The 5,981-nt window shown below is 57.2% G+C and carries 4 protein-coding genes; 2 read left to right on the forward strand and 2 right to left on the reverse strand.

The features are described from left to right. Nucleotides 1-185: 185 nt before the first annotated feature. Complete coding sequence (locus HMPREF3042_RS04680; RefSeq protein ID WP_168168128.1) at nucleotides 186-2,060, reverse strand: vWA domain-containing protein; 1,875 nt, start codon at nucleotides 2,058-2,060, stop codon at nucleotides 186-188. 490 nt (nucleotides 2,061-2,550) lie between these two features. Next, on the reverse strand, nucleotides 2,551-3,666 hold the full coding sequence (locus tag HMPREF3042_RS04685; RefSeq protein ID WP_070856246.1) for a branched-chain amino acid aminotransferase: 1,116 nt from the start codon (nucleotides 3,664-3,666) through the stop codon (nucleotides 2,551-2,553). A gap of 222 nt (nucleotides 3,667-3,888) precedes the next feature. On the opposite strand from HMPREF3042_RS04685, the gene HMPREF3042_RS04690 reads away from it, so the two are divergent. Both HMPREF3042_RS04690 and HMPREF3042_RS10975 read left to right on the forward strand, forming a co-directional pair. Then, a complete protein-coding gene (locus tag HMPREF3042_RS04690) occupies nucleotides 3,889-5,427 on the forward strand; it encodes a leucyl aminopeptidase (RefSeq protein ID WP_070856248.1) in 1,539 nt (512 codons plus the stop codon). Nucleotides 5,428-5,600: 173 nt separating this feature from the next. Then, nucleotides 5,601-5,981 (forward strand): biotin/lipoyl-containing protein (locus tag HMPREF3042_RS10975; RefSeq protein ID WP_305764138.1); only part of this gene is annotated, 381 nt, incomplete at its 3' end.

Consider the following 5,981-nt stretch of genomic DNA (forward strand, 5'->3'; position numbering starts at 1 on the left):
AAAGTGTCATAAACTCGCACAGTTTCACATCTGCAGCCCATCATTCTTGGCCTGTAAGTATCATTCTTGGGCTGTCAGTTTTGGGGTTAAGCAGAAAAAGTGTGCCCACCCGGCGATATGCCGAGCGGACACATTCTTGCGGGTTAGCCCCTCCTGCTCAGGAGTTTCCTGAGCTTACGGTTTGTTTACTCCTGGCGCTTCTTGTTCTGGTAGACGATTGCGCCTACGATGCCGATAAACACGGCGACCACTGCCACAACGGTGCCAATGACCAGCGGGCTCATACCCTCGTCCTCTATGTCCGACGAGGATGCGGATGCCTGAGAATCCGTATCCGGGGAGTCAGATTCCTTCGAGGCATCTTCCGAAGATTCCTTAGACGAATCCTTTTCCGACTCACCCTTGGCCAGAATCGGCTTATCGGATGGAGTCGGGCCGTTCTTGTCGGTCGGTCGCCAGTCAGGCCCCTTAGTTGACTTGTTGTCCAGGAGGAATGCGAGCTGGAACGGCTGATCGATACCACTGACCTCTTCATCCGGGCGATAGTTAGCCATTCGGACAGTCGCGTAGTAATAGCCGGCGTTGGCTATAGATTGTCCGCCAACATTGGTACTTCGGTTGTTGTATTCGACCGGACGATCTGTTGCCAAATTCAGGTCCTCGGAATCCTGATAAAAGTGCATTGTTCCATCCGCCACGGAAACCTCGAATGGATTCAACAGAGCAACGCCCATGGAATCGGCATTATCGCGCTCCGAATTTCCAGTACGGGCAGCAATCACTGGTCGCTGACCCCACTCGACGGGAATCTTGTAGAACTTCTGCTCACCGGGAACGATTGTGTCGGAGATAGTGTCCCCAGACTTGACTTCCGGGGCTTGAGCTGCGTTATTGCCACCGTTTACGGGCTTGGCTTCCCCAAAAGTGGCCTTCTTGTAGGCTTTGTCGCCGGAGGAATACCGTCCTTCATTGAGCTTGTCAGCCTCCTGCTTCTTCAACACTGGCTCAAACTGAACGCTAACCTCGACCTTCACGGGTTCATCACGATAGTCCGCTACTGATTCGCTGTCATAGACCCACACGTTGTTTGCGACGAGCCACTTGGTTTGATCACAACTGGATTCGATGCGGTCGCTATCCCATTCAAGAATGCTTGCATCAGCCGAAGTTGGAGTCCACGAATCGGCACTAGCTTCGGCGCCTGTCAGCGACCCCATGCGACCGTCGTCCTGGCATTTTCCGCCGGTTTCATTGATGATTTCGTCAACTTCAGTTCGGACATCCTGCTGCCCCTTACCCTCAGCATCGATATTCGCTAGAACCTTTGAGGTAACAATCGCGTTGTGCCCCTTCGGCACTGAGATTCGGTAGTAGAGCGGGGTGCGATCGTGCTGGGCGACCTCTGGCACCAGCGTCGTTTGGTACTTGCCCTCGCCGAGCCACTTCGCGTCCTCCTTAGTCTCGGAGAACTCGAACGGAGTACCCGTGGTTTCGTAGCCCTGCACTGACCGCTGAGTCAAGAACTTCATGTGATCTGCCAGCTGGGTGGCATCATCAGCAGTCATGCTTTGACCGCCAGTTGCCTGCGCAACACACTCAAGCTCAGCGCGAGCCTCTTCATCGACCTTGAATCCCACGGTGTGAATGGTCAGGCCAACGCCCTGCCCCGCCAGTTCTTTCGCAACCTCACACACCGGTGGCGGTGCGCACGTGTCAATACCATCGGAAACCAAGATGATTGATCGCTCACCGTCTGGACCAAGCTCATCAGCCGCTTTACGAAGTGCATTGCCAATCGGCGTGTAGCCCTGAGCTTCCAACCCGGCAATCCTGCTCTTCAGGCCTTCTTTGTCAACCTTTTGAACCGGCGACAGCACCTCGATGTCCTGGCAACCACGCTCGCGGTTGGATTCATCGCTGGATTCGCGCTGGCCATAAACCAGCATGCCAAGCAGCGCATCATCCGGGAGGGAGTCAATCAGTTCCGTAGATGCGCGCTTTGCCGCATCGAGGCGGGTACCTCCGGCGTCGTCGGCAAGCATCGAGCCTGACAGATCCATGATTAGCTCCGCTTTTGCTTCGCCCGTGCCCCCTTCACCTGTAGGAGCGGGCTGTTCCGCCCCGGACGGTGAAGGCGAATCTTGGGCTGCCGCCACCGGAGCCGGAATCGCACTAAACCCAATCGTCCACGCAGCCAACAACAGAGTGACAACGATGGTTACCCTTAGGCGCTTTGAACTACTTGACGAAAAACTATCTTTAAAAAAGTCTTGAACTACCACCATCACAGCGCCTCAAACTGTTTTCCCAACTACAAAAATCAATCGTGTTGGTAGTTTTTCACAGTGACCCCGGTCACGCTAGAGGTGTTTTTAACGGCTAAACAAATGCCATCTGAACAATTAATGAACCATGAGAAAACCGCACAGCTCTTGGGGAACCAGTAAAACAAAAAACGCGACCCCTGACCAGCAAATACTGATCAGGGGCTGCGAAAGTACTAATTCTCGTAACCACTATTAAATTATCTTTTCCGACCTACGCCGAAATTTAAGCCTCAACGAGCTTGTGAATCCAACCGTGGGTGTCCTCAACCTCACCGTGCTGAATACCAGTCAGACGCTCGCGCAGCTTCATAGTCCACTCGCCTGTGTTGCCGCTATTAATCTCAAACTCCCCCTCAGCGGACTTCACAAAACCGACCGGGGTGATGACGGCAGCGGTACCACAGGCGAATGCCTCGCTCATGACACCGGAAGTGGCATCGTTCTTCCATTCCTCGGTGGAAATGCGACGCTCCTCGACATTCATGCCCAGATCCTGAGCAGCCTGCAGCAACGATGCCCGGGTAATGCCCGGCAGTAGCGAACCGGACAGCTCTGGAGTCACCAGGCGAACACCAGCGTCAGCGGTCTCATCCGGGTAGATGAACGCCAGGTTCATGCCGCCCATCTCCTCGATGTACTTGCGCTCGACAGCGTCCAGCCACACAACCTGGTCGCAGCCCTTTTCCTCTGCCTGCTGCTGAGCCGCCAGCGAAGCTGCGTAGTTACCTGCGAACTTCGCAGCACCGGTGCCTCCCGGCGCGGCACGCACGTACTCGTGGGAGATCCACACGGTCACCGGGTTAATACCACCGGAGAAGTACGCGCCAGCAGGTGAAGCGATAAGCAGGAAGGTGTAAGAGTTCGACGGGTGCACGCCCAGGGTGCTCTCAGTGGAGAACATGATTGGACGCAGGTACAGGGATTCTTCGCCACCAGCTGGCGGCACCCATGCCGCATCGGCCTCAACCAGCAGGCGGATTGCCTCGAGAAAGGTCTCCTCCGGCAGCTGCGGCATCGCAATGCGGTCAGCGGAGCGCTGGAAGCGGCGAGCGTTCTGCTCCGGGCGGAAAGTAACAATGGAACCATCCGGCATGCGATACGCCTTCAGCCCCTCAAAAATCGACTGCCCGTAATGCAGGACCGAAGAAGACGGCTGCATTTCAATCGAACCATATGCCTGCAGCTTGGCGTCATGCCAGCCCTTGTCTGCAGTCCAGTCAATCCGGACCATGTGGTCGGTGAAGTGCTTACCAAAACCGGGGTTGGCCAGAATCTCCTCGCGCTCGACATCAGAGAGTGGATTCGGGTTACGTTCGATTGCAAATTCCAAAGCAGACATGTCTTTCATCCTAAACCGTCGAGGATCGAGTCGTATCAATACTCGCCCCCGAAAGACCGTGTTAGTCAGGCTAATGTCAGCGTCGCGGGCACTAGGCGCGGGTACATTCCAATAGTCGTGGCGCTGTCTCGTCGGTCCGCTGTCCAGGGGTGAAGGACACGAACCGGCAAATAGGGATACGGTGGTGTACCACATAGTACGACTACAAGGAGATGCAACTACATGTCAGTCCCCGCTAACAATGATTCGACGCAGTTCGGCGCCTCTCGTAACGCTGCAGTTTTGTCCAATTACCTGCCGGCTATCGGCACTCGCGTGGTCATCGCTGCCGACAAGTCTCTGCCTGCGGACGCCGACGCGGTTCTCGTCGCGCTTATCGACGGCGAGGATGGCCTCGAGCTGGTCGCACCCGAGGCCATCGGTTCGGTTGCAGAGCAGCTGCTCGCCTCCTTTGAGGCAGTCTCCGCCAGTGCTAAGGCCGAGTCCGTGACCACCATCCCGGCCCCCGCTGGCCTGGATGTCGACAGTGTCACTGGCGTTGGCGTGGGTTCTGAGGACCTGGATGCAGAGGATATCCGCCGTGCCTGCGGTGCCGCTGCCCGCCGTATGTCCAAGGCCAAGGTGGTCTTCAACACTCTCGGCGCCATCGATCCGCAGGCTGCAGCCGAGGGCTTTGCACTGGGCGCTTACGCTTACTCCGGCCAGAAGAGCGCCGAAGAAAGCAACGAGGACACCCAGAAGGTGGTCGTGTTGGGCGCTGATGACGACGTCGTAAAGCGCGCTGCAGCGATTGTGGATGCCGTTGCCACCGCGCGTGACTTCGTCAATACAGCATCGTCGCACCTCTACCCCGAGACGTTTGCTGACGCTGCTGCAGCGCTGGGCCGCGACGCAGGACTCGAGGTCGAGGTGCTTGACGACGACGCTCTGCGCGCCGGCGGTTTCGGAGGCCTCAATGCCGTGGGTGGCGGATCCTCGCGCGGGCCGCGCCTGGTGCGTCTGATCTGGAAGGGCGATGGGTCGGCAGAGAAATCGCTGGGACTGGTCGGTAAGGGCATCACCTTTGATACCGGCGGTATTTCGCTGAAGCCGGGCGCCAGCATGGAGAACATGATTTCCGATATGGGCGGCGCTGCGGCTGTTATTGCCACAGTCGTCCTGGCTGCCCGTTTGGGTGTTTCCACCCCGGTGACCGCAACCGTTCCGATGGCAGAGAACATGCCGGGCGGTAAGGCGTACCGTCCGGGCGACGTCATTACGCAGTACGGCGGTAAGACCATTGAGATTCTGAACACCGACGCAGAGGGCCGCCTCGTACTCGCGGACGCCATTGTCCGCGCCTGCGAAGACAAGCCGACTCACCTGATTGACACCGCCACCCTGACCGGTGCGCAGCTGGTCGCTCTTGGCGAGCGCACCCCGGGCGTCCTGGGTAACGACGAGTTCCGTGACCGTGTTGCAGAGCTGTCTCAGAGCATTGGTGAAAATGGTTGGGCAATGCCGATTCCAGTTGAGCTAGCAGAGGCCTTGAAGTCTCCGGTCGCTGACCTGCGGAATGTCACGAACTCTCGCTTTGGCGGTATGAGCGTTGCAGCTGCATACCTGCGCGAATTCGTTGGTGAGGATGTTGAATGGGTTCACATCGACGTTGCCGGTCCGGCCTTCAACACCACCGGGGAGTATGGTTATACCCCGAAGCGGGGCACTGGTGTTCCGGTTCGGACGATGTTCTCTGTGATTGAGGATTTGGCAACGAAGTAGCCGGTCATCCGACTGCACCCCGCCCGGCTGGAATCCTGGCTGAAATGAGCTATTCCACGCACCAGTCGAAAGCGGGCGCAGCCCACGGGGCAAGCAGAGTTTTCAACCTGTAAGCTAATTTGTAATAACCGTCTTAAAATGAGATTTCTTAACTTTTCGAGGAGTGCACAAACATGGCGACCTCTATTGAGATGCCGGAGCTCGGTGAATCAGTTACCGAAGGCACCATTACCACCTGGCTGAAGAAGGTCGGCGACACCGTCGAGGTCGACGAGCCACTGCTCGAGGTTTCCACCGACAAGGTCGACACCGAAATTCCATCTCCGGTCGCCGGTGTTCTCACCGAGATTCTCTTTGAAGAAGACGACACCGTCGATGTTGGCGAGGTCATCGCAAAGGTCGGCGAGCCGGGCGAAGAGCCGGAAGGCGCTGACGATTCCGCAGAGGAGACTGAGGAAGAGGCTCCGAAGGAAGAAGCTGAAGAGCCAAAGAAGGAAGCACCGAAGGCCGCTTCCGGTTCCGCTACCGACGTTGAGATGCCGGAGCTCGGCGAA

Source organism: Corynebacterium sp. HMSC074C05 (genome assembly GCF_001838325.1).
Lineage (GTDB): Bacteria > Actinomycetota > Actinomycetes > Mycobacteriales > Mycobacteriaceae > Corynebacterium > Corynebacterium amycolatum.

Bases quoted from the DNA above. Each gene is read 5' to 3' on its own strand.
- HMPREF3042_RS04685 (WP_070856246.1), bottom strand. From the start codon at position 3,666: ATGTCTGCTTTGGAATTTGCAATCGAACGTAACCCGAATCCACTCTCT.
- HMPREF3042_RS04680 (WP_168168128.1), bottom strand. From the start codon at position 2,060: ATGGATCTGTCAGGCTCGATGCTTGCCGACGACGCCGGAGGTACCCGC.
- HMPREF3042_RS04690 (WP_070856248.1), top strand. From the start codon at position 3,889: ATGTCAGTCCCCGCTAACAATGATTCGACGCAGTTCGGCGCCTCTCGT.